General features: G+C 61.3%; 12 protein-coding genes, 1 tRNA gene and 1 pseudogene. 11 read left to right on the top strand and 3 right to left on the bottom strand.

From position 1 onward, the window contains the following. Positions 1-124 precede the first annotated feature (124 nt). Both ABXH26_RS19025 and ABXH26_RS19020 read left to right on the top strand, forming a co-directional pair. A tRNA-Leu gene (locus ABXH26_RS19025) sits at positions 125-209 on the top strand. 334 nt (positions 210-543) lie between these two features. Further along, positions 544-1,152, top strand: a complete 609-nt coding sequence (locus tag ABXH26_RS19020) for a hypothetical protein (protein WP_353568690.1) — start codon at positions 544-546, stop codon at positions 1,150-1,152. A gap of 671 nt (positions 1,153-1,823) precedes the next feature. On the opposite strand, the gene ABXH26_RS19015 is transcribed toward ABXH26_RS19020, so the two are convergent. The 3 genes from ABXH26_RS19015 to ABXH26_RS19005 form a co-directional block, all read right to left on the bottom strand. Then, positions 1,824-5,291, bottom strand: coding sequence for a hypothetical protein (locus ABXH26_RS19015; protein ID WP_353568689.1), 3,468 nt, complete (start codon positions 5,289-5,291; stop codon positions 1,824-1,826). A 245-nt stretch (positions 5,292-5,536) separates the two neighbouring features. Further along, complete coding sequence (locus tag ABXH26_RS19010; RefSeq protein WP_353568688.1) at positions 5,537-6,247, bottom strand: PEP-CTERM sorting domain-containing protein; 711 nt, start codon at positions 6,245-6,247, stop codon at positions 5,537-5,539. A gap of 174 nt (positions 6,248-6,421) precedes the next feature. Beyond that, entirely contained in the window at positions 6,422-10,552 is a 4,131-nt protein-coding gene (locus ABXH26_RS19005; RefSeq protein WP_491850102.1) for a family 78 glycoside hydrolase catalytic domain, read from the bottom strand. Positions 10,553-10,615: 63 nt separating this feature from the next. Between ABXH26_RS19005 and ABXH26_RS19000 the strand changes: the two genes are divergently transcribed. The 9 genes and pseudogenes from ABXH26_RS19000 (at position 10,616) to ABXH26_RS18960 (ending at position 24,440) form a co-directional block, all read left to right on the top strand. Next, the gene (locus ABXH26_RS19000; protein ID WP_353568687.1) at positions 10,616-11,455 is read left to right on the top strand and encodes a helix-turn-helix domain-containing protein; all 840 of its coding nucleotides are present in this window, start codon (positions 10,616-10,618) and stop codon (positions 11,453-11,455) included. 12 nt (positions 11,456-11,467) lie between these two features. Next, a complete protein-coding gene (locus ABXH26_RS18995; protein WP_353568686.1) occupies positions 11,468-11,635 on the top strand; it encodes a hypothetical protein in 168 nt (55 codons plus the stop codon). 75 nt (positions 11,636-11,710) lie between these two features. After that, positions 11,711-11,875, top strand: a pseudogene (locus tag ABXH26_RS18990) (transposase); the annotation flags it as partial. Between the two features lie 739 nt (positions 11,876-12,614). Further along, entirely contained in the window at positions 12,615-15,191 is a 2,577-nt protein-coding gene (locus ABXH26_RS18985) for a hypothetical protein (protein ID WP_353568685.1), read from the top strand. Between the two features lie 143 nt (positions 15,192-15,334). Continuing rightward, complete coding sequence (locus ABXH26_RS18980; protein ID WP_353568684.1) at positions 15,335-19,309, top strand: alpha-L-rhamnosidase-related protein; 3,975 nt, start codon at positions 15,335-15,337, stop codon at positions 19,307-19,309. A 139-nt stretch (positions 19,310-19,448) separates the two neighbouring features. Next, positions 19,449-20,267: a PEP-CTERM sorting domain-containing protein gene (locus ABXH26_RS18975; protein ID WP_353568683.1), complete on the top strand. Its 819-nt coding sequence runs from the start codon at positions 19,449-19,451 to the stop codon at positions 20,265-20,267. A gap of 122 nt (positions 20,268-20,389) precedes the next feature. Then, positions 20,390-22,903 (top strand): histidine kinase, encoded by a 2,514-nt coding sequence (locus tag ABXH26_RS18970; protein ID WP_353568682.1) that lies wholly within the window; start codon positions 20,390-20,392, stop codon positions 22,901-22,903. Between the two features lie 14 nt (positions 22,904-22,917). After that, positions 22,918-23,568 (top strand): response regulator transcription factor, encoded by a 651-nt coding sequence (locus ABXH26_RS18965; protein ID WP_353568681.1) that lies wholly within the window; start codon positions 22,918-22,920, stop codon positions 23,566-23,568. Between the two features lie 638 nt (positions 23,569-24,206). Next, positions 24,207-24,440, top strand: a complete 234-nt coding sequence (locus tag ABXH26_RS18960) for a hypothetical protein (RefSeq protein WP_353568680.1) — start codon at positions 24,207-24,209, stop codon at positions 24,438-24,440. Positions 24,441-25,388 lie beyond the last annotated feature (948 nt).

Below are 25,388 nucleotides of genomic sequence, written 5' to 3'. Positions count from 1 at the left end.
CTTGCCCCGAAGCAGGAACTGGCAAGCCCCGAGCCAACTTTCGGAAAAACGTCACTTTATCGGAAAGATTCTCTTGCCATCACGGGTCCGCCCCCATAAATCCGCGGCCCACCAATCAGTAAGTGCTCGGGTGGCGGAATTGGTAGACGCGCTAGACTAAGGATCTAGTGGAGCAATCCGTGGGGGTTCGAGTCCCCCCTCGAGCACCATCTTTCAACTCTCTCTCGCCCTCAGGAGCCCTACCGGCCTTGGGGGTTTCCTTTTCCTTAAAAGACAGAGGGGGGACGAGAACCCAGGCGGAGTGGGCCGCGCAGCGGTCCCGGAGCCTCCGGGTTCGAATGATCCCGAGCGAACGCAGAGAGCGTCGTTCCTTCGGCCGCAGGCCGCACGCTGGCATGGCCGCAGGCAATCCCCCCTCGAGCACCACTCTCTTTTCAAGGGGTTACGGCAGTCCGTAACCCCTTTTTGTTTGGCCCCATCGGGCTTAGATGGGCAGAAGATGGGCAGATTCGTCTGACGAGCTCTGGCGCGTTTACCCTGCCGGTGGCCCTGGAAAAAAACTTCACGCATCGGCCAAGAAGACCGCTTTCCCTGTGGTCATTGGCACCGGGCGAGCTGACCATTTCTACGCTACACAACGAACGAATGATGCCTGCCGGTGAAAATCAGCTCACGATTCTTGAGCAGATGCTACAAAGCGGAATGGCTGCCGGAAACATCCAGCTGTTGGACGACTGCGAAGCTGGCCTCACCTCATTTCTTCTCGCTCTCCGGCGAAAGCCTGAGAGCCAGCGGCTGGGGTTGATACAAACAGAAGCAAACTTACTGGAGATCCTGGGAAGATGCCGGGCTTCCCGCTTTGAGCTCAACGCCTCATTGGAGAGCCTGGAGGACGGCGTGGACGACCTCAGACAGTCGTGGGCTCTGATGAGCGAACCCCGGTTTTCGTCGTACCGGCGAGAAATTCAAGCAAACTTGGCGACCGCCTTGGTTCGGCTCGGTGAGCAAACCCAGCGAACGAACGAATTGAGGGAGGCCCTTGATCATCTGAAGCCCCTGCTTGTGGAGGCAACCACGTCGCCTGCCACGGTAGCTACGACTGGGTGTTTCCTGCCGACTCCGGCATTCACCTGCCCTCCCCTGCCAAGCTAGAAATGAGTCGCCTAAGAGCATCTCCCTCGTGGAGGCTCAATGCGCGATTGGTTTTCCTGACGTGCTGTGAGAGCGGGATCTCAGATAGGACGGTGCCACCGGACGAATTTGCTGAGAAATTCTCGCGTTTCCGGACCCTCCAGAGAGCCTGTTTCTGTGGCCCTCCCATCCTTGCCTCCAGATCACGCGGACCTTCGACTTTACGAATCCCCCATCGACTGGGCTTCGTTCGTGCTTTTGGGCTACTGAGCGTCAATGGCTCAAACGCCCCCGCGCCATGTCACCTGCCGGAACTCTGCTGTTTTCTGGACGCTCCTGCCTGAGAACTCCCACCCGGCTGAGACTGGCGATGCGATCGGAGGCGGCGCTGTCCGCAGGATCCTCATTGAGGGCCCCTCTTCCCAAGTCATGTCCAAGGCGAACGCCACCTCCTTTCCCGCCCATGGAAACCATCATGGTGCCACCGCCGGGGCGAAGATCGACCCCACCTACGATCTGGGGTTCGGAAACGTTGTCTCCCACGCCCCGGAGAGCGCCACCGCCCAGGACAGACCATCGCTCGGGAGCTCGTCGCCAAAGTGCGGCCGGCGACCTCGTGCTACGGGACATAGGGTGAGGAGTTCCGTCCCGGCGGAGAGGATCGCGGGCGGGCATCGTCCCCGCTGCCCGCCTCAGGAACCCGCGGGGACGAGCCTCAACTCATGCTTCCCGGTCGGTACCACCACATGGATTTCCCCCTGATCGTCCGCCAAGTGGTCTGCTCCCGCCGCTCCATCGATCTCTAGTTGGTAGGCTCTCCCAGGCACCAGACCATGCAGCGTTTGTTCCACAGCGCCGCCCGGCCGCGAATGATCCACCTCCCAACGGCGCTCGCCGTCCCCCTCCCGGGGCCATTCAGTCACCCGGAGGCCCACCGTTTCCCCGCTCGTGCGCCCGATGGCGAGCGAGACCGCGCCGCCGGTACCGGCATACCATTTTACATCTCCCGCACCGGGCGACACCGCGAAAGGAGTCGCCGCCGTTGCGGAAAAGCCATCGCCCTCAACGGTTGATTCCACCGTCCCGAGGCTGAGCCGGTAATCGATTCCGCGCAGGCGGTAGCGGAGGACGGAGCCCTCCAGTCCGGGGGGGAGATGTGGATCGAGCATCAGCCGGTTCCACTGCGGCCGCACGCCGAGGAGATCGCGGTAGAGGCCGACGATCGTGAGGCAGTTGCCGGCGAGGATGTCGTCGCCGAGGCCCGCTTGGCTGACGCGGGCGTAACGCTGGTGCGAGAGCCCGTCGTTCCGGTACTGATCGAGTAAGCGGCGGACGTATTTGAGTGCGATCTCCGGCCGGGTCCGCGCGAAGGAGCGGATTCCGAGTTCCCCCCACGAGAGGAAAATGTCGCCGTTTTCGTAAGTCGGGAAAGCCCCTCCGCCGCCCTCGTCCGCGGCGAAGGGTTCGACGCACAGGGGCCAGTGGAAAAGATCCTCGGCGGACGTGCGGTCCTCGATCGCCGTCAACGCATGTTCCGCCTGCTCCGGAGTCGCCAGCCCGTAGGCGACGGCGGCGAAATTCACGGGCGTGACGAGATTGTCGCCGTGAACCTGTCCGTCGGTGGTGTTCCGCCAGTAAGCGAACCAACCTTTCGCCGGATCCCAGAATCCGCCGTCATCGATCTCCTTGATGAAGGATGCCCGCAACCGCGCCGCCTTCTCCCGGTAAAACGCCGCCCTGTCCGGGTCGCCGAGGATCTCCTCGCGCTCGCTCCATAGCACGAGGGCATGGTAAAGCATGGCATTGACGAACGCGTTCTCGCCGGCGGCCCAGACAATATCGATCCAGTCGCTGGATTTTCCGTCCAAATGGGTGCCGTTGATCATTTCCACCAGCCCGTCATCATCGGCATCGCGCGCCAGCAACCAATCGAGGGCCCCCTCGCACGCCACCTTCTGCTGGGCGAGCCAGGCCAGGTCGCCGGTCAGGTCGAAAACCTCACTGACGTTCGCGACGAAGTCGGGCTGCGAATCGAGCAGATAACCCCAGCCCACCTCGTAGAAGCCGTCAGCCGTGTACGTGCCGGGCACGATGTTGTCGCCCTGATCGACCTTCCACCGTGGCAGAACGCGGCCGTCGGGCTGCACCGCAAGCCGCCTCCACGAATCGAGCGAGGCGGCAACGTTGGCCGTGTAGTCCTCGCTCCCCATGGCCAGCGCGATCATTCCGAAGAAGGGCTCGTGAAGGCAAATATAGCCGGTGAGCCACCCGTTTCCTCCGGTGAGTTCGCGGTCGATCACACCGTATCGCCCCATCGTATCCAGCACATCCCCCACAACCTTGCCATCGACTCCCTGAAAATCCCCCCGGTCGCGGAGTTCCCTCTCCGGAACCGCCCTCAGTTCGAGTCGGGTCGATATGCGTCCGGCCTCCTGATCGAAGGGCGCCCACAGGTCGGTCCCTTGGATGTAGCGGCGGAGAAAATGTTTCGGAGCCAGTGGTACGGGGGTGGCGGATTGAACGAGCGAGTAGGACCCACTCGGAAGGTGGGAGAACCGTGCGGCCGCATGGGCGCCGGATCCGGGCTCGCTTTCGATGAGGAACGCATCGTCATCCCTCCAGAACGATACCGCGGAGGCATGGGCGCCATAGGTCGTCCCGGCTCCGATATATCTCGACCAGGCGACGCCGCCGGTATCCAGTAGGCCCGCGGTCCAGACATAACGATTCTTGAAGTCCCACGCCGGAAAGAGCGTGTCCTCGATCGTTCCACCGGACTCGTAGTTCCGCTGGACCTCCCATACGATGCGATCCGCCTCCGGCCTGAAGCTCCAAGTTTCCTCCGCCGCGACGCCACCCGCATCCAGCCGGATCCCGCTGACCGTCACTTCATCGCCGGTCACCGCCACAGTCGGAAGAGCGTCGAGATCCCGCGAAGTCACGAGATCCCCTCCCGCACGGATGCCCGTGCGGACGCCACCGTCCGCCAGGGTTTCCCGGCCGTTGACCTGGACCCGGTCCAGCGCACAGCCCTCCGCATAGTTCAGGCGTATCATCAGCGCCCCATTTGCATCGGACATCACCACGGTCTTCTCCTCGGGATCATGCACGACTGCCTCCCCATTGAAGACCAGCGGGAAGACCATCTCCGCATCCGCGACGATGAAGAACCGCTTTGGGTCGCCCGGAAACTCCACCGTGGCGGAAGCCGTTTCATCCGCCGCCTCCACTTCCTGCCCGATCGGAGCCCATGCCCCGAGCGTGTCGGAAGTGTAAATGCGATAAGAAGCCCCGGGCCTCGACTTCCACGTGAGCCGCGCTGTGCCGTCCCCCGGCTCGATCTCCGCATCGACAAGCCGCAGCGCGGGCGAAAGATCCTCGGGAACACCCCGCTCGATCGCAAGCTCATCGACCGAGGCGAAGGCATTTTGCACCGACAGGTTGAGGTATTCCTCTGTCAGTTGTTCGGTCTGGAACGTATCGACCAGACGCCCGCCGTTGTAGATGGAAATCCTTGATCCATAACCGCTGAAGGCCGAACCCACGCCCGATTCGTCGGAAAGCACCAGCGCGAAGTCCGCCGAACCCATCGCAGGATACTCGACTCCCGCGCTGCCGGTGGCAAACATCTGGATGGCCTTGTTGATCCGGTACAGAAAAGCGAAGTCCGCCGCCCCACCGACCACCGGATAGTAGCTGCCGGCATCGCCCAGCCGGACGGCGAGCCACCAGGAGTCATCCGTGTAGCCCGGCGGAAGCGCCGTCCCCAGGCGCATGCGGATGGTGAGGGGTTTCCCGGCCGCAAGGGATTCATTGAGGGGAAGCTGCAGGGTCGCCGCGCCGGAATAGGCGAGCAGAAGGTAATCGGGGTAGGAGGGCGCCCCCTCCTGTCCGGCATCGGTACTGCCATTGCCGATCTGGCTGTCGTTTCCGCCGCCGGTTTTCGTCCAGCGCCAGGTCCCCAGCGGGCCGCCCTGTCTCACCCGGTCCGAAGGATGCGGGTCGCCGTTCTCCGGCGGCAGGTTCAGGTTCAGATCGGTGCTTGAAGTTCCATGGGCGCTGAAGTCGTCCTTGAAGAGAAGTTCGGCGGCGGATGCCGTGGCGACTTCGACAAGACTGACGAGGAGGAAAACGAGACGGGAGCGGTGAAATTGGAACATTCTGAATAAATATTTTACGCTGAAAAGCGCGTTGCATCCTTTGTTTAAGGCCGTGTATGTTTTACGATATGTTCTATCATGAACCGCGCTAAAAACCTATTTTGCGGCCAAGGGCCGTGAGCATCCAGACTGCTCCCTCCACCGGGTAATCGTTCCCCGAGGCACTACCTTGCGAAAGGATGCCGGCTAGGCAAGCGAACCGCACTCCGCGAAGGGAGTGCGGTTTGTTGCTTCCGGGTTCATTTTCAAACTTGTTGAAGTTCTGAAATTGGTTGCCTGCGGCGGCGCAAAAGCATGCCTCCCGCCAGGATAACGCTTCCGAGCAAGGTGGATGGCTCGGGAATCGGGGTATAAGTGAAGGTGATGTCGTCGAATGCCGTCTGCCCTCCACCCGTATGTCCGAAACCAATTTCAACCGCATCCCAGCTTCCCGAAGCGGCTGCGTTAAGAGCTTCCTCCGTCACCGTATAGCTCCAGGAGATCAAGGACCATGTTCCGGGCGTTTCCGATAAGGAACCCTCGATCACACCGAAATTTTGACTATGAAGGAAGTTCGATTGATCCGTATCGTTGATCCAGAATGTAATGGTTCCAGGCTCAATGTCGCTGCGGCTGGTGGCCCAGGTCGAGATTGTGAACACATCGCCAACCTGGGCGCTGGACCATGCCAAGCTGGTGTCCTGCCTGATATTGCTTCCCCCACCGGCCAGCACCATATACTGATCGCCGCCGTGCGCGCCAGGGATACCGTTCAAACTGAATACCGTGCCATCGGCAATGTAAGAACTGCCCGCTCCATCGGGCCAGCCAACAGGACGTGTCGAACTTGATGTATAAGTATCCACCGGGACGTCATCATCCTCGAATCCGGGATTCGTCAGGGGGATGATGACGGCGGCTCCGCCGGGCGGAGTGACCGCCAATGAGAGGCCTAGAGCAAGGAGTGCATTTTTCATCTTATATTGTTGGTTTGCCGGTTTCCGGATTATTCTTTGGTATATAAAAAGTGAGCACGTAATCCGTTATTCTGGAATCATGGAATCCATAAATCAGAATCACGAACCGGTAAATGGATGTTCTGGTAAATAACATGTAATTATCGCCTCTCGCATTTCAAATACGGGAGGACTTCACGGGTGATTCGGGACCCGGACCCGGAGGAATCCCTTTTCGGGCGTTTCCCCACTTCCCGGATGATCCAGACTTAGGGAATGATAGGTCCACGGCGTGGTGCCAAGATCCGGCAGCTCCCCGAACGCATGATCCGCCGTCCTCAGGCGGGTTACCGGAAGCGTCCAGTCCACAAGATCGATCGATCCTTCCACAAAGTAGGTGATCCCGGCATCCGTCGCCTCGATCCGTATGGGACCCTCCGGAAGTTCTGTTAACTGCCCTTCCCGCAAGACGGCCACCCCCAGTTCAGTCCCCGAGCTTCCGGGAATGAGCCGGACAAGCCCCCTGTCGCCGCCATCCCCGGGGTCTCCATTCAATGCAAATTCGAGCAGGTTCGAAACCCCGTCCTCATCCGGATCCGCATGCCTACCGATGACCTCCGGATCGCTTTCCGCCGGAAAAAACCCCCGAATCCAGCCATCGTAAGCGGAGACCTCACCCTCGTCCACCACGCGCTCGAATTTCACGGCGTCGGCGATCACATACTGATTCGCGGCGTTCGTAATTTCCACGAAACCAGGATTATCCGCGTTGAACTCGAACGTTCCCAGTTCATTCCATACTCCTCCGTTCAATTCCTGGTTCACCGTGATCACGGTTTCGCCGCCCGCGTGACGGATGGTGACAGGGGTGTTCGTCGCGCGGTTCGCGTGGGTCGTCCAAAGCGCATAAACCCGGTAATTCCCCGACTCGGGAAGGACAGGCCGGAACTTCGCCGTCATCGAGCCGTCCCCGGAAGGGGCATAGCGAAAGCTGAAACCATAACGCTGGTCGGCCTCGGTACCGGTGGCTCGAGTCCAATCTCCGGTGAAAGCCGCGCCCGGATCGTCGTCGTCCACAATCACGGAGAATCCGGATGAAGGGACCGGCCATCCCGATGCTCTGAACCGGTAGCCGCCCGACCCCACTGAAAAACGAACTTCGTGCTCATTCGCTCCATCGAACCTGATGGCGGAATCTCCTCCGACAAACTCGCCGTTTTTCCACAAGGTCAGATCGCCTTCCCGGATGACCGCGTTTCTCAGTTTCGTCACGGGGAAATGAATGATGGCACTGGTATTCACAGGCACTTTGGCATCGAGTGTGACCGATTGCGGAGAATCGATCGTCCAATGGCTGGCAATCAAGCCATGCGGCGAATCGAACTCGGCCTTGGCCCATTCCAGGTTCCCGAGCAGCTCGGGCCGGATCTCGAAGGTTTTGAATCCCTCCGAAGTGGGGCGGATGCCGGCCAGAGTCTGATAGAACCATCCGTCCAGGTTCCCGGCGAGGATCAGCAGCGACTCACTGTTCATCACGCCGTCCTTGGTATCGCCGTCCCACCGCTCCCAGATCGTGGTGGCTCCCTTAGAGAGCATGTAGCCCCAGCCCGGCCGCTCGGTCCGCGTGACGATGCTCCAGGCAACATCCGGGCGCCCGACATCGGTCAGCGTCTGCATCAGCCATTGCATCCCGATCAAGCCAACGGACAGATGCCCCTTGTTGCGGAGCATCACATGGTCCACCAGCTTGTCGATCACCGCCTGCCGATGTTCGTCGGGAACCAGCCCGAATTGCAGGGCAAGGACATAGGCGCATTGGGTGTCGCCATGATACACATGGGTTGCGGAATCGAAGAATCTCGCGTTGAAGGCTCCTTTCAAATGGGATGCCAGTCCGGCGAACAGCGCCTCATCCCCGGCCAGACCGCTTCTTTCCGCCAGCCGCTCCATAATCCGGTAGTTGCGGTATTGATAGGCCGATGAAATCAGATCCCCCGGAGTCGCCCCGTTGGCGTTGCTGGTCTTGAACATCGTCGAAACGTCGCACCAATCGCCATAGCTGCTCGACCTGAGGGTTCCATCCGGCTCCTCATGCCGGCGCATCGCCAGCACCCACGTCTTCATCGCCTCGTAGTGGCTGCCGGCCACCCGGCTGTCGCCGTAAAAATCGATAAACCAGTCCGGGATGATGGTGAAGACCGCCGGCCACTCGACTCCCTCTCCCCAGTCCCAATACATGGACACGTCCGGGATACTGCCATCGGCCCGCTGGGATCGTTGCACGTCGTCCATCCACTTCGAGTAAAAGGGAGCCACGTTGAAATTGTATGCCTCGAACTCGGCGTTCTTCGACGAATCGCCCATCCATGCCTGCCGTTCGTCGCGGTCGGGGTCCAGCGGAGCGCTGCGCAGGAACATTTTCGCGCCGCGGAGGAGGGATGCGTGAATGTCGTTGATGAGTGGATTCGAACACTCGAAAGAGCCCACCATCTCGACATCGGTGTGAATGACCAGGGCCTCGAAGTTCTCCAACGCAGGTTCTCCCGGAAAGCCGGTGACTTCCACGCGGCGGAAACCCTGCCCCTTGAAACGTGGATTCCAGACTTCCAGGCCGCTGCCCTTGAAGATGTACTGGTCGGTGCACTTCGCGTCCCGGTTGTCGGCCGTCTTCAGGTTCCCGTCCGGAAGCAGACTGTAAGCGCTCGTCATCTTCACCGTTGTTCCCGCCGGCGCACTCGCCTTCAACCTGACTGTCCCGTAGAACGCCTCGCCCATATCGACAATGTAAGTTCCGGGAGACGGGCTCGAAATCGAAACCGGCTCGACAACCCGGGTGACCCTCATCGGCTCGATAAGCTGCGAGACAAGCTCTCCTCCCGGTGCGGCGACCATTTCGACGTCCTTCCATCCGGATGCGTCGAAGCCCGTCTCGTTCCAGCCCGGCATTTCCATGCGGGCGTCGTAGTGCTCGCCATCGTACTCGTTGTTCGAGCGGATCGGGCCGTTGTCGGTGATCTTCCAACTGGCGTCGCTGACGACGGTCTGCTTCGATCCATCGGAGTACTCGATCTCGACTTGAGCCAGCAATTTGGGAAAACCGAAGGTCTGGGTGGCCGCGGGCGTTCTGGTGCGGGGCGCCATGAAACGCCCGTTGCCGAGGATCACACCGATGGCGTTCGCGCCGGAGTGGATCTTCTCCGTCACGTCAAAGGTCACGTAGTAAGCGGCCTTCCGATAGTCCGACAGGGCGGGATCCATGACATGATTGGAGACTTTCTCCCCGTTCAGGAAGAAATCGAAGAAACCCAGTCCGCAGACATACGCCGTGGCGCGGACGACCTCCTTCTCCGGCTCCGTCCCGAACTCTTTCCGCAGGTAGCGGGCGGGAACCTCGCGCGTGTCCATGGTGCCCCATGGAGCGGATCCATAGGCACCCATCACGTGGGCCGCCGCCCATTCGGTCCCGTTTTGACTCGCCTTCCAGGAGGCATCCGTGACGAGCTCCACGGCAGATCCCGACACCACGGCGGAGAGCCGGACGATCAAGCCCGCTGGATTTGGCGCCGCCCCCACATTAGCAGCGTTCACCCGAATGAGGTTGGTTCCCGGATGAAGCAGGGAAGCGACATCGAACCGGCCGGGATCGCTGAACTTGTCTCCCGAACCCGCGAGCTCGCCATTGATAAACACCTCGTAAGCATCGTCGGCGGCGACCAGCAAGGTCGCCCCTTCGGGCGCTCCATCGAGCTCGAATGCCCTTTCGAAGAAACGCGTCCCGACCGGCGCGCTGGAGGAGGGGTTTCCTTCCGAATACCAGATCCAGCGCGCGGCTCCGAAGTACTCGGTGGCGGCGGGCTCATCGAGGCCGATCCAGTCTGCACTCCACGACTCGATGCCGGTGGAGAATCCGGCGGTTTCGCTGTATTCGGAGGGATTTCCCGCCGCGTCCCACACCCTTACTTTCCAGCGGTAGTCCGTCGTGGGGATCAAGGCCGGACCGCCGTATTCCACCAGAACCGACCGGCTCGAATCGACTTTTCCGGAATCCCAAACTCCATCGACTACGATCTGATAGGCGGTCTGCCCCTCATTGCGGGCTTCCGAAGTCATCTTCCAGGAGAAGCGGGGAATCGCGACATCCACTCCCAGTGGATCGATCCGGTTTTCGCAACGCAGATCGATGAGGGCCACCTCCGCCAAAGCGGCTCCGCATGCCAATGCCAAGACACCTGCAATCGGAAAAGCCAGCGACCGCGGCCGGTGGAATAATCCGGGCCCCGACACACGATCCCTGCCATGAAAATCTAATCCTCGGATGGCCTCCATAGACTCGGCGACGATGCCGGAAGCGGGACGGCTTGGGAATGGACGCCCCGGTATTTCTCATGTATGAAATGGTTCATGGATATTCACCTCGGCATCCCCGGCATCCTTTCCTTCTGTGATGCCAAGTCGCCCATTGGCTCGCGAATCTACGGGGGGCATCTCCATGGTATCGGCGGCACGGGGTTCACCCGCTTCCGGGTCTATGGAATGTACGCTTTGGTCCTTCTCCTGGGATCTTCACGGGGACGGTTCAGGGACAAACTGGGAACTGACCGGCGGGTCCAGGCCGGCGATCTGATCGCGGTCTTTCCGGACGTTCCTCATCAATACGGTCCGGAGGCGGGAGACGACTGGAATGAGGTGTTCATCGCCTTTGAAGGAGCGGCCTTCGAGGGCTGGGCGGCGCATGGGCTTAGCCCCGCCCAGCCCGTCTGGGCGCTCGAACCCTTGTCCGAATGGTCCCCACGCTTCTTTGAGCTTCTCACGCCAGCGACCAGCAAGGCGGATGCCTGCGGCATCGCTGCGAAGATCCATCATCTCATTGCCGACGCGCTCGCGGCGAAGTCTCTCCGCTCCGATGCTCCTCCGTGGTTGGAATCGGCCTGCCAGGCGCTTGCTGCAGGCGCGGCGGCACCTTCTCTCGAGGAAACCGCACGCATGTCCGGATTGGGATATGAGACCTTCAGGAAGGCCTTCAAATCCGCGACCGGGGAATCTCCCGTCCGTTACCGCAGCCGCATGCGTGTCTCGCAGGCGAAGATGCTCCTCCTGCGCACCGACCTTTCGCTCGAAGCCATCGCAACCTCGCTCGGCTACTTCGATCCCTTTCATTTTTCGAAGGCCTTCAAGAAAGCAACCGGATGCTGCCCGAGCGCCTTCCGCCGGCGGGAAGCCTCCGTCTAGGGTCTCGAATGCGTGACCGTGGCGCTTAACGGACGCTCCGCCGAGCTGCTTCCCATGGCCGAGGGCAAGGAGAAGCAGGTCGAGAGTTTCCTCTCGATGCTGATCCGCTCCCTGTGGATCGACCGCAACGGCGCCTACCGTCCACTTACCGCCAGCGACGAACGGCAATTCCACGAATAATGGCTTCTACTCATTTAAACTGGGCGGCACGTCGGCTTCACCACTTCCCCACGCTTCGTTCGGCTCCGGCCCCGGATGGACGAACTCGGCATCGACATGATCTCCCCGCACCGCTCCTTCCGCCAACCCGAGAACAAGACCCAGGACGGCCGCAAGCTGCGACTCTACAAGCGCCGCTGGACGGTGGAGCGCACCATCGGCTGGCTCCAGAACTACCGGCGCCTGTGCATCCGCTGGGAGAAATCGACTGTGATGTTTCAATGCTTTGGGAAGCCCGACTTGTGCCCTGCTCCTCATGAAAGAGGTTTGGGGATAGTTTTTACTGCTCCGCCCAGATTGAGGCGATGTATGTTTTCTGATTCTGGACTGGTAGTTTTCAGAAGCATGATCCGGTCGTCGGACTCTGCTTCAGCCAGTTCATTGATTCTTCAGGTCGACCCGCTTCGGATTGGCCCCGCACTTCAACCCGGAAATTCCTGGGCGAGTTCTCGACCCATACCCGCCTCATCTCCAGCTCGGCGACCCGAAAAAGCGCGCCGGATCTTTCCACGTCCGGTCGCCCCCTTGCCCGAGATTCGGAGCCCAGTCTTTTGGAGCGCAGTGACCTGCACGTGGCCCCACCCGCCTCGCCCCTCAACCTCGCCGTAGCGAGGCGGCGAAGCTCGTCATAGACCAAGGTCAGCAGGTCCTCGGACGGACGGCAGGCCGCCACTTTCCCCTGCTGACTTGAGGATCCGGATGAAGTCACCATTCTTTTCCATGGCGGGCCGACCGTGCCGGGCCTTCGCGGTCGGGCGAAGGAAATCCGCGCCTGTCCTAGAGCGAGGCGACCCAATAACGACGACCTCCCTCCGTCGTTTCCGGATTGCCCGGCTACGGCACAGGTGTGACAGCTTCCCCTTTTTGGGGGAGGGACTGCAAGGAGGGTTGCCTCGGCTTGGTGATGACGTTTGAGATGAAGGCTCAAATCTTGAAACCCATGAAATCGAGCACCATAGCTTCGCTCACCGTACTCTCTGTCATCGGGAGCCTGCGGGCGGAAACAACCCTTCTCGACGACTTCTCCGGTGACCTGGCTCCCTACACCGGCACGGTCATACTTGATGCCAACGGTGGCAGCAGTAATACCAGCAATTGGGAGATCTTCGGCGAAGCCCTCGAACTGAACACGAGTTCCTACGACGGCATCGAGCAGTGGGCCTTCATTCGTGACGGCCTGGGGCTCGCCATCGGACAGGAAGCCCAAATCGATCTCTCGCATTCGGGGGCCTCACAAGATCTGGGCGTCTACGTCGGCGGCACGGCTCCCAGTACCGGTATCCGACGTGACTACGTCACGGTCTATGCCCGGAACACCGGCGTCATCTCGAGCCGCGGATTCGACGGGACGACCGAGTATCCGGTGGCCGCGACCGGGACCGGCACCTCGTATGAGACGCTCTTCGTCGCCCGCACCGATTCGAACACCTTCGAGTGCGGCTACTACGTGGACGGTGCAAGGACGGTGCTCGCAACGCGCACGCCCGCAGCTCCCAATGCTGCCACCTATGTTGGCATTTTCGCCGACGTGCGGGACGTCGGATATCTGGGCTCCATCGATGCCTTTCGAGTCACCGACATTCCCCAACTGTTCTTCTCCCTCGATACGACCACCTTTCAATCGGGGACACCGTCAGGATCCCCGATCGGGACTTTTTCCTCGGAGCTTTCCGGCACGCCGACCAACGCGGCCTATTCGCTCGTGGCGGGCGAAGGCGATTTCGACAACGAACTGTTCGCCATCTCCGGCAACGAACTGCTGGTGAACGCCGACTTCACGGCTGCCGGTCTCGACCCTTTTGACGGCACTCCCTACTACGTCAGGGTTGAAGCCACCAAGGACAGCGAGACCACCGTGCAGCAGCTCGTTCTGACTCTCGAAAAAGACGACGACCTGGACGCCCTTTCCGACATCTGGGAAGACCTCTATTTCGGAGACGGTGACGGGAGGGCGACCCCCGCCGAGTTGGCGCTTCAAGACGGCACGGGAGATCCCGACAACGACGGCCTGACCAACGAGCAGGAAGAGACCGCTGGCTCGGATCCCACGTTGAATCATTTCGACACCGACAACGACGGCCTCTTCGATACTTTCGAGAACTTTTATTTCGGCGACCTCGATGAAGACGCCGGCGGCAACACCGATGGCGATGCCTTCGACCATCTGGCAGAGCAGAACGCCGGCTCCGACCCAACCGATGGCAATTCGGTTCCAGGAGATATCGACGGCAACGGGACACCGGACCAGAACGAGCCCATCCAACCCTACACTGTCGACGCCGACACCCTCCACCTCTGGCACCTCGACGAGCTTACCCCACCGGCCGCCGATGTCGGCAGCGATCCGGTCGCCATGACTTCCCTTGATGGAGGCGGCTACCTCTGGGCACCCTCTCTAGCCGGTTTTGGCACCGGTTTCCATGCGAATCGCACCTTCGAAAACGGCAACGCTGGTCGCCTCTCCGCGCTACCCCTCGCCAATGGGGCCGCCGACAACACCCCCATGATCCTTACCGGGGCGGAAGGAGCCTTCACCTTCGAAGCAATCGTCCGGCTCGATTTCGATCCGGCCGCCACTCCGGATAGCGTGGCTCCCATGCAGATCATCTCCGGCGACGGCGAAACCAACGCCACCGATCGAACCTTCCAGTTCCGCATTCTCCCCGTTGGAAACGGCGAGCACGGCGGTGGAGACATGGCCGAGCTCGAGTTCATCTCCCTCAGCCTCAATGGCGTGGGCACCGATGTCTATCGAGTCAAATCACCGCTTCCCGGTGCAGGTGCCCCGGATGCGGCGGTCCAGGGAAGCTGGTATCATGTGGCCGTCGCCTACAATGGTGCCGAGGGCGCCGCCGACAATGTCACGCTTTACTGGACCCTCCTCGATCCCTCCCGCACCGAAGCCAGCGTTCTCGGCACCGGACAGCTCGGGGAAGACATCGATCCCGCCCTCACACCGGATTTCGTGATCGGGAACGAAGGCCGTGATCTGGGCGGCACCAGCGACGGCTTTGCCGGCATCATCGATGAAGTCCGGATCAGCGGCATCGATCGCGGTGCGGATGGCTTCTTCTTTGTCGGTTCGGGCGACCCCTTCGCCGACTTCGTCGCGTCTCTACCCGCCGACCAGCGGGGAGAAGCCGACGATCCTGACCACGATGGCTATCCGAACCTGGTGGAATTCCTCTTCGATACCTCTCCCGGCAGCGGCGGCGTGACGCCCACCCCTGTTTCCCACGGCAGCGTCCAGTCCGGAGCTTCCCTCAATGCGAGCTACGAGCTATCGCTCGACTCCGCGAAATCCTACCGAGTCGTCGAGGTCGAGATTCCCGCCGACCTGAAGGGGCTGACCGTCGAACTGGAAGCCACGCTTGACCTGGGATTCGCTGGCGATGCCTCCGCGACGCCCGTCGGCACGCCGGTCAACCACGGGACCACTGAAGTGCGCACTTACCTGATCACACCCGCCATCGAAGACTCCGGAAAGGCATTCTGGCGTCTCAAGGTCACTCGCTGAAACCCTCAAACCCACCGTGACTCCACCCCGACGGGAGCACCGTCGGGGTTTTCCATGCCCCCCTTTTCGTGCCAGATCATCGAAACCCATCGCGATTCCCGGCCCCCGCGTGCATAGGCACCGACAATCTTTCGAGTCCGTCCATGCATCAACCCACTCATCTCGTCCACACCATCCTCGCGCTCCCGCTGATAGCGGCGGTGGCCTCCTACGCTGCCGGCAGCACACTGCACCAGTGGCATTTCGACGAGATTACACCGCCCTACGCCGACTCGGGAACCGGCTCCCCGCTTCCCCTCTCGCCCATCGGAAGCCCTTCTGGCGGAACCACCGGCCCTCCGGGCTTCGGCACCTGCGTCTCTCTTCCCGGGTCGAATGACGGGCTCTCCGGAGGACCGGAAGACATGCCCGTGGCAAACCTGCTCGGCCCGAACCACGGAACGCAGGGCTGGACCATCGAGGCCTTGGTAAACTTCGACTCGGTCACCGGAGCCCAGCGGGAGATCGTCAGCATGGACGACGAGGACAACGACCGACCCTTCCAGTTCGTCCTCTCCGAAAACGGCACGAGACTCCGCTTCCATGCGATCAGCGGCGGAGGGGGCGAACACAATGCCGACCTCCCGGTGAGTGGTTCCCACTCCTTCGTGGCGGGCGCCTGGTATCACGTGGCCGTCAGCTACTCAGGCGATGAGAATAAGACGGACAACCTGCGCATCTACTGGACGCGCCTCGACGTCGAGGCGATCGAAGCCAACCTGATCGGCAGCTTCTCGATGACGGCCGATCTCACGAACGGAGGCGGTGACTTCGCGATCGGAAACGAACTGCGCGCCACCGGCGGATCGTCGGAAGGTCTCTCCGGCAGGATCGATGAGGTCATCATCAGCGAAGGGCCTAAATCGGCGACCGATTTCCATTTCGGGCTACCCAACGACGACGACCATGACGGCCTCCCCGACGATCTGGAGCAGCAGATCATCGACGCCGATCCCGATGACGCGTTGGTGACGATCCTCGATGTGATGCCCGACGACGACTTCGACGGTGACACCCTGAGCAATCTTCAGGAGTTCCGGATCGGCACCGACCCCACCTCGGCCAACGACCCTTCCGATCTCGACGAGGACCGGCTCCCCGATGCCTGGGAAACCACCTATTTTGAAAGCATCTTCCAGGAGGGGCCCGACGGCGATCCCGATCACGACGGCTTCAGCAACCTCCACGAGTACGAACTCGGCACCGACCCGACCACTTACAACGATCCGCTCGATGCCGACGCGGACGGCTTGGCGGATGCCTGGGAAGCCCGGCATTTCGGCGACCTGGAGCAGGACGGCACGGGCGACTTCGATGAGGACGGATTCAGCAACGCCGCCGAGTACTCTGCCGGCAGCTATCCGGACAGCGCGAGTTCGGTGCCGCTAGACATGGATTCCGACGGCCTGTCCGACGACTGGGAGCGACGTCACTTCGGCGAAGCCGGCTCGATGGCGGACGCCGATCCGGATGGCGACGGCTTCGACAATGCTACCGAACAGGCGGCGGGCTCCGATCCCAACGACCCTGCCGACGCTCCGGGCGGGGCCGTGGATCCCCTCCGGCCGAGCGGTCAGATGGTCGATCTCCTTGCCCTTCCCCACCGGACGACGATTCCCGACCTCCGGCCGGAGTTCACGTGGATCTTCCATCCAGCTCATCGCGGTGAGTTCCAGACCGCCTATCAGATCCTCGTTTCCTCGACCCCGGTGATGGCGGGCTTGCGGAACGGAGACGTTTGGGACAGCGGCAAGGTTCTCGGGGAGGAATCCGTGAACGTCGCCTACGACGGGCTCGCCCTGTCCCGTGGAGCCCGTTATTCGTGGCGCGTCCGGACGTGGGGCACTGATGACGTCGCGGGTGCCTGGTCACCGATCCAGAACTTCACGATCGAATCGTCGCCTCCCCAAACCGGTTCCCGAACCCTCTACAGGGCGTCGGCGAACGACTCCACCGGCTACAACTGGGCCGGACGATACCAGCCTGCCTTCGAGACCACAGTGGTTCCGAAGTTGGTGATCGACCATGGAGGAGGCCGGTTCTTCATCGACTTCGGTCGTGCCGGGTTCGGCTATCTAAGCGTTCGCTTCAACGGTAACTTCGCCGGAGTTCCGGTCACCGCAAGGTTCAGCGAACATGCGGTCGGCAACACAGTCGTCAGCGCCGGCGGCAGCACCACGAATCCCGACGAGGCCCGAGAAACTCTGACGCTGCAGAACGGAGACGTGACCTATGACATCCGAAGCCCGGACGTCAGCGGCGACGGAATCCGGGTCGACGTTTGGGCCGGCGGGGTCGTGGTTCCGTTTCGATATGTCGAGCTGTCCGGCTGCCCCACCGGCATCACGGCGGAAGATGTCCGGCAGCATCTGATGCATGTCCCCTTCGACGAGGATGCGGCGAGCTTCTCGTCGTCCGATGCCACCCTGGATGCGGTCTGGGAAATGTGCCGCTACTCGATGAAGGCGACCAGCTTCGCGGGAATCTACGTCGATGGAGACCGCGAGCGCCTTCCTTACGAGGCGGATGCCTACATCAACCAACTCGGGCACTACGCCGTGGACCGTGAGTTCGCCACCGCACGCTATTCCTACGAGTGGCTCCTCGACCATTCGACCTGGCCGACCGAGTGGAAGTTGCATTTCCCACTGATGGCATGGGCGGACTACCAATACACCGGAAATCTCGAAGCGCTCGCCGCCAACTACGACGCGCTCGTCGATCAGGTCTCGCAGTACCTCCCGCAAACCCGCGCCGACGGTATTCTGTCCCACTCAAGGGACAACATCGTCGACTGGCCGAACACGGAACGCGACGGTTACGTCTTCACTCCGGAAAACACGGTCGTCAACGCGTTCTACTACAAATCCTGGAGAATCCTCGCTGATATCGCCGCGGCGCTCGGCAAGGCGGCCGACCAAGCCACCTTCAGTGCCCGGGCAGACCAGCTCGAGAGCAGTTTCGGGGCGTTTCAAAGTGGTCCGATTTTCAAGGACGGCATCGCAACCTCGCATACCTCCGCTCACGCGAATTTTTTCCCCCTCGCGCTAGGGATAGAGCCGCCCGACCGCCAGGCTGTAGTGGATTTCCTCAAGTCGAAGCGGATGCCATGCAGCGTCTACGCCAGTCAGTATCTCCTCGAAGCTCTTTTTCAATCAGGGGCCTCGGACCACGCCATCGGCCTCCTGAAGGACCATTCCTCCACCTACGACCGGCATTGGTGGAACATGCTGGAGAAGGGGTCGACGATCGCCATGGAAGCATGGGGCAACAACTACAAGTCGAACCAGGACTGGAACCACGCCTGGGGTGCTGCGCCGGCGAACATCATTCCCCGCTACATCCTCGGCCTGACCCCCCTTTCCCCCGGATTCGGCACTGCCTTGATCAAGCCACAGCTGGGCACGGGCGATGGAACCCTCGGACTCACCCGCGTCTCGGGGACGGTCCCCACGATCCGCGGATCGGTGGAGATCTCCGTGGAGAACGCGTCACACGAGTTCCGCCTCATGACGACCCTTCCGGGAAACATGACGGCCACCGTGATGATTCCCACGAAAGGCCTCGCCGAACCCATCCTGCTGGTCGATGGCATTGTCACCCAGGCACCCATCAAGGACGGCTGGCTCGTCCTCGAGAATGTGGCACCGGGAAGGCACGCCATTTGGTTGAGCGAAACGGCGAGCCCTGAGGAAAGCCTGCTACGGGAAAATTGGAAGGACGCGATGTTTGGCAATGCGGCACAAACTCCTTCAGTCTCCGATGCCCTCCTCGATCCCGACCACGATGGAGCCTCCAATGAAGAGGAATTCATCGCCAACACCGACCCGCTCGACGGAAGCGATCGCTTCGCAATGGGCAGCTTCGAATGGTTCGGTCCCCACGGTTCATTTGTGGTGCGCATTGCCGCCAAGGAGGGCCGCCGATACACGCTGGAGCGATCCACCGACCTCCTCGACTTGTCCTGGTTCCCGGTGGATTCGCCACCGGTTCCGGCGAGGAACGGTGGCTTGATTCTCATCGACAGTTCGCCGGCCTCACCCCGCGCCTTCTACCGTGCCAGCGTGGAACTCCCATGAACTGCGGGCCCCGGGTGCATCCCCTTTAGGTGTGAGATGGACCACGCGACCTTGACCGGCGGGCACGCATGGCAGGATGATTCCCGATCATGGCAGTCCCGAAGACCGGGCCCTGCCTTCCTCCCGAAAATCCGCTACCATGAAAAAAAACCACCTATTCCTGAGTTCCCTCGTCGCCCTGTCGGCCCTCTCCCAGACGGCAGGCGCCGTGGTGCTCTTCTCCGATACCTTCGACCGGAGCGACACCACCAACATTGATGACGCTGGATCCCAGAACAGCACGCAAGGCGGCCTGCTCGCCACTAACATCGAACTTCGCTCGTCCAAGCAGACCCTTGATATCATCAGCGGACAGCTTGGCCTCCCGTCGAACTCACGCGCCCGCTTCCACGACGAAGCCAACGCAGGCAGCCGCTACGATTTCAGCTCCGCTCTCGCAGCCTTCGGCAGCTCCGGCTTGATGACGGTCACCTGGGATTGGAACGCGTCCGCCGCCGATCCTGGCGATTGGACCAGCTTCAGCTTCGGAACCGACGATGACACCAGCCTCGAACCCGACGTGCGGGTCAATCACTCCACCACCGATCTGGGCGTGTTGGTGAAGCTCAATGGAGACGTGGAGTATTTTGACAACGGCGTCGCCACCACGCTGACGGCCGCCCACAGTGCCACCGGGAGCATCCCCATTTCCATCTCCGTCGCCTACGCCAGTCTCGACAATGGAGGGACCCTGACACTGCAGTCCGTCATGGTTGGAGGTGCGGAGACCCTCTCGAGCCCGGTTTCCACCTTCGCTTGGGACTTCGACGACGGCTCGCAAGTCCACCTCGAATTCGAGGGCAGGGGCGGCAACCCGAACCTTGTCGACAACCTCACCATCAGCGTCGTTCCGGAACCCTCGATGATCCTGCTCGGTAGCTTCGGCCTGCTCGCTATCTTCCGCCGCTCTCGCCACTGACGAGAGATTCTTCACGCCTTTCAGTGAGGGCGGGACACCTGGATTGCCGGGTGTCCCGTTCCTCTGTCGGTCCGAAAGTCTTGGGGTCGTCGCCGGCCTGAAAACCTGCTTCCCTCTCCCCGATGTCACTCCCCCTCTGCTTCTTGCTTTTCCTGATCCAAGGGATCGCGATGGCGGAAAGCCTACTCACTCCGTATCAGCCGGACGCCCACACGCTCCACCTATGGCACCTCGATGAAGCCAAGCCCCCGTTTCGGGATGTGGCGGCGGGCGGAACTCCGCTATTGGGACTTCACAATGGTGCCAGGCCAAGCCAGGCGGCCTGCCTGGGACTTGGGCACTCCGTTTCCTTTCATCATCATGTCTCAGGAACACCCGGACAGTCTTCACTCGCCGGAGCCGTCCTCACTGCTGCCCCTACCCTCGCGGGTGATAAGTCCGACAACGCGCCGGCCGGCTTCCGCTTTCAGGGTGACACCGGTGCCTTCACCTATGAGGCGCTGCTCAAGTTCGATCTGCTTCCCGCCGAGTCGCCGGCGATCGCCCTCGACATCCTCACCATGGACGGTGAGTCCGATGACCGGGTCTTCAGCTTCCGGGTCGAGCGCGAGGGTTTCCTCTCGTTCGTTCCTCTCCCAGAGAGCGGCTCCGCGGGAGGAGCCCTGGCCTCGATTCCCACTCAGGGGCCTCACGCAATCAATACCCGCGACTGGTTCCATGTGGCTGTCCGCTACACCGGAAGACCCGGCATACCGGGGGCCCTCCAGTTGTTCTGGACGCGCATCGGCAGCGGCGCCAATTCCGCTCAGCAGATCGGCTCGGGGATGCTGACCCGCAACCTTCCGCCCACGCTCGCCGACTTCGCCATCGGCAATGAAGCCCGCAACTCCACCCCCTGCAATGCCGAGGCCGAACCCTTCCCGGGGCTGATTGATGAGGTTCGTCTCAGTTCCGTTGCCCGTCATCCGACCGATTTCCTTTTCGTGCCCGAACGGGACCGCAGGCCCCCCGAAGCGTCCTTTGCGGAAGGGGGGAACTCGACCGAGCCGGATCGATTCAAGCTTCAGCTCACAGGGGTCAATGTCGACGGAGAAGCCATCGATCGGGATGGACGGGACGGAGCCCTTCTCAGATTGAAGCCCGGCCTCCACCGCCTCGACTTCGACATTGGTGTGATTTCAGGGGCCCGACACCGCCAGGCTCAGCTTCGCTGCCAACTTGAGGGATTTGACGAGCACTGGCAGGAAAGCACCCTGGGGATGAGCCTGGGCTTTGAGTTTCTCGACGAGCAGCGCAAGGCGATTTCCCAGGCACAGTTCAACATGACCGGAAACAGCCTCGGCTGGGGAACCGGTATTAGCGACTCCAACCTCACCGACCGCCAGGCGCCTCTTTTTGCACCGGAAAAGACCCGCTTTCTGAAGGTCACACTCAGCTCCGGTGCACCGGACACCAGCGGCAGCCTCGCGCTAGACGACCTCCATCTGGTACGCCCGGATCAACCCGACAAGCCCTTGTGGACAAACGGCGGCTTCGAAGAAGGGGTCAACGTCCTCGCCCCGATGCGAGCACCCACCGGGTGGCAGCGGGGCGGCGAGGAACCTGCCATCGCGCTCGTCGCGAAAGGCAACCCGTCAATGCTTCTTTGCCTCCTCGACGGGGACCAGTCCCGTTCCGGAAAATGGACCGCGATCCAGAGCCTCGACCCGGATTTCGTCGGAGGACGAGCCTTGGTCGTCTCCTGGCGGGAGGCCTACAACATCATCCCCGGCAATCAGCAGAGGGCCACGTTTCTCAATGTCCCCGCCGGAAGCTATCAATTCCGCGCCGTCGGCATCACCGACGATGACATCCCCGCATCAGCCAGCCTCTCGATGCCCCTCTTCGTCGAGCCCCACTTCTGGCAACGAGCTTGGTTCGTCCCAGTGGCCACCGCCCTCGGGGTCTCGCTGGTCGCCATCGCCATCATCCGTCATCGGGCTCGTAGAAACCGCCGGCGACTCCGCGAGTTCGCCCTTCAAACCGCCGTCGAGCGTGATCGGACCCGGATCGCACGGGACATGCACGACGACCTCGGCACGCGCATCTCGGTCCTCAACGTCACCGCCTCGCTGGCCAACCAGTATCTCGACAAGGACGCCACCAAAGCCCGCCACCAGCTCGAAAAGATGGCCACCGCCGCCCGTGAACTCGTCGTTGCCATGGACGAGCTGGTGTGGGCCGTCGATCCAGCTCACGACGACCTGGACGGCCTCGCCCTCCAGCTCACCCGGCATGCCCAGGACGTCTTCCACGAAAGTGAGGTCCGCTACCGCTTGGACATCCCCTCGTCCCTTCCCCGTCGAACCCTCAACTCCGACCTTCGTCACCACATCTCCATGGCCGTGAGGGAGGCATTCCACAACATCCTCAAACACGCGGGCCGCTGCCAGGCGACGATGAGGGTTTCGACCGAGAACAACCAGCTCCTCATCGAAATCCGCGACGACGGTCGGGGCTTTGAGCATCCCTCCACAAGCCGCGGCAACGGACTTCACAACATCGAGTCGCGCCTGCGGGAGCTCGGCGGCGTCACCGAGATCGAATCCTACCCTGCCGGCGGAACCACCATCCATATTCGCTGCCCGCTTCCTTGAATCACCGTCGCCCCATGACCGAGATCCCGCCAAATCCGCAAACCGTAGCCATCGTGGAGGACGATGAAACCCTCAGGGAAAGCCTCGTCGATATCATCGAGTGCTCCCAGCGCTGGAATTTGGTCGCCGCCTTTTCCGATGCCACGACGGCCTTGGAAGTTCTGGGAACCTCGCCACCTTCGGTCGTGCTCATGGATATTCAGCTGCCTGGGATGTCCGGCATTGAGTGCGTCGGGAAACTAATCGCACTGCATCCTCAGGTCCAGGTCATGATGGTGACGGTCTACGACAACAACGACCGCATTTTCGAGGCGCTCGCTGCCGGCGCATCGGGATACCTGTTGAAACGCGACATCCCCACCAAGTTGCTCCCTGCTCTCGATGATCTCGCAGCTGGAGGGTCCCCGATGTCCGGGGCCATCGCCCGCAAGGTGGTCCAGCACTTTCAGAAAGAGCCCGCCGAGAATCAGGAGCCAATCACACTGACTCCCCGCGAAACGGAGATTCTCAATCTCCTGGTCAAAGGATTCCTCTACAAGGAGATCGCTTGGGAACTATCGATCACCATCGAGACGGTCCGGACCCACCTGCACAACATTTATCAGAAACTTCACGTCAGAACCCGTACTGAAGCCGTGGTGAAATACTTGGGTCACGGCCGCTGATGGCGTCACCCAAAACAGAGGCCCAATCACGGGGCACCCGACAGTTCCTGTAGATGGCCCGGTCCTTACCCATTTCTGGCGAATTTCTCAAACCGAGACGACGGGCACCATCGCGGCACCCTCATACGGCTTTTCCCGAGCTTTCTCAACTTCTCGAAATTGCCCATTCGACGGTCGCGATTGAAGCCGATTGTCATGATCCGCCAATCCGACGACAGCGCTGATCGGAACCGCCGAATGCGAACCCTAACGATACCGATCCGAAGTCGGATCGTGAAGTTCTTCGACTGCCTCGCGGTGGGAGCAACGGGCGGAACGATCGTTTCCGCCGTCACCATTTGGCGCGAGGGCACTCAGGGGGAAGCTCATGACTGGATCTGCGCCGCCCTCGTGATCTGTAGCGGATTCGCCGTTTCCAGTTGGCTGGCCTCACTTGGCCTATCGGCCATCCTTCGGCTTCACTCAGAGACCCGTCCTGACGGCAAGTAAACCTTTCCCAACCTCCTCGAATTGCCGCACAGAACCTTCCCCTTACCAGCAGCAAAGCCCCTCCGATGTCGTCCGATTGCGAGACAACGAGCCGCTCTCCCTTCAGTTCTGTTTGCCTTGTGGATTTGAACCAGCCAGCATCCGCCATCGTGAAGACCATTGATGAGGCCTTTGCTGAACAGCAGGCCGCACTTGATCGGGCAGTCGAAGCCAGCCTCGCGCTGCGGCAGTTCTGCTCCCTCCACGCCACAGAGGAATGGACTCCAGAAATCGGCGGCGCTCTCAAGCCGCTCCTCAAGGAGCTGACCACTGCGGCGGAGTCTCTCGGCTACAAATCGAGGGTTGCCTTCCTCTACAACGAGAGACGGCTGGGTCTTCGCTGAAACGAAAGAGGGCCTCGGCGCTCTCAATTGAGGAAAGAGGACCGAGGCCGTATCGGGGGAACATCAAGCTCACAGAGACCCAGCCTACACTTTCACCGGCGCGGGACGACGGTTTCAGGCGTGAGCTTCTCGTGCTCGGCGTGTGATTGTCGCTGTTCTGCAACTCCGCAACCCCTGCAATTGGAGGGTGTAATCTCTTGCTGCGTAGAATCCGCAGGGCGAAGTCGTGAAACTCCAGTTGAAATCTCCGATTGGTAAATTATCGAGGAAACGGCGGGTTCGCTCGCCGTTCCAAGGTCGTGGATTCGAGGAGCCTGCTGTGGGAATTACCTGGGGGGGTGATCCCATTGCTTAGGGTGCCGTAAGCGGCGCCGTTCTTAGAATCCGCGAGGGGTGCCCAAGCTTCTGGGGGAAGTAGGGCACCCCTTCTGGCGTACCAGTGGAGGTTTCCCGGTCCCCACCCACCCTTGAGGGCGAATGGAAGGGAACCGAGATCCGGACGGGGATCTCCGGGCCACTGTTGCCCACACACCCAGCGTTCAGTGGCGAAACCGATCCTCAACAAACTCGGCCGGAGTGCAATTACGCCATGCAGCACACGCCTTTCGGGGGCACGCATTCGCGAGGGACGGAACCTTCTCCGAGCGGAGAACAGGTACCCAGAGGTCGAGGCACGTGCTACGAGTTTCTCCCTCCAGGCTCCGGTTCTTCCGTCGTGGGGGGAAACGAACGAACCGGAGCCATGTTTTGGGGGGTCTTCTGAAGGTCACGGGCTGAACCGCGCTCGCTTCTGATGAGAACGATCATCAACAAAATCAGGACCTAGTAGTCCATAAAATTTAATATGACACACACCGGCGTTTTTGAAATTGTACTTTTCCCGGGTTTTGTACACTCGGCGAGGTGCCTGCCAAAATCCACCGAATCAAACTGACCCAAGCCGAACGC

The organism is Haloferula sargassicola, from assembly GCF_040362925.1.
Lineage (GTDB): Bacteria > Verrucomicrobiota > Verrucomicrobiia > Verrucomicrobiales > Akkermansiaceae > Haloferula > Haloferula sargassicola.
The sequence above is the reverse complement of the archived record's forward strand: the minus strand, read 5'-3'. Positions and strand labels throughout refer to the sequence as shown.